The sequence below is a fragment of the Hungatella sp. SL.1.14 genome, from assembly GCF_024460495.1.
Classification (GTDB): Bacteria; Bacillota; Clostridia; order Lachnospirales; family Lachnospiraceae; genus Hungatella; species Hungatella hathewayi.
In genome coordinates this window covers 1-441 of the sequence record NZ_JANFYJ010000121.1, presented here as the reverse complement: position 1 = coordinate 441, position 441 = coordinate 1, and the positions used below count along the sequence as shown (strand labels likewise).

At 51.9% G+C, this 441-nt stretch carries 1 protein-coding gene; it reads right to left on the bottom strand.

The genetic code is table 11. The annotated features are described in order from the left end of the window. Window positions 1–426: hypothetical protein (locus NE473_RS30245; protein WP_256265564.1), on the bottom strand; the 426-nt coding region annotated here is incomplete at its 3' end. Window positions 427–441: the final 15 nt, after the last annotated feature.

Sequence of the window (441 nt, the reverse complement as noted above, 5' to 3'; positions counted from 1 at the left end):
ATGGTAAAACGGCATTTCCGGGCATACTACCGTAATACGGACCGGCTCACCCCCCTCTGCAACCGGCATAAAATGGGCTTTTCCCGGAGGTACGAGCACCTCCGTACCCGGGCTCACCCGCAGAACCCGGAAACTTTCGTCACAGACAGCGCCATCTCTCGTATCCGCCACAGGAAAAAGGGCTGTCCCCGTAAGAAACACGAATTTTTCATAATCCTCATGGAATTTCAGCTTCTGAAACACAGGATCCCGGTGCCACGTCTTCATCGTCCCTGTCGATATCCGGTTTGTCTGAAAGCAGGCTGGAATCAGGCTTCCCTTCCAGTAAAAGTAATCATCCTGATATACGTTTCCCTCCTCCGGCATCTGTACAATCAGGCCATAGTCATTGACCGGCCTGATGTCCTCAATCACAACTGTTTTCACGTTTCAGCCTCTCCC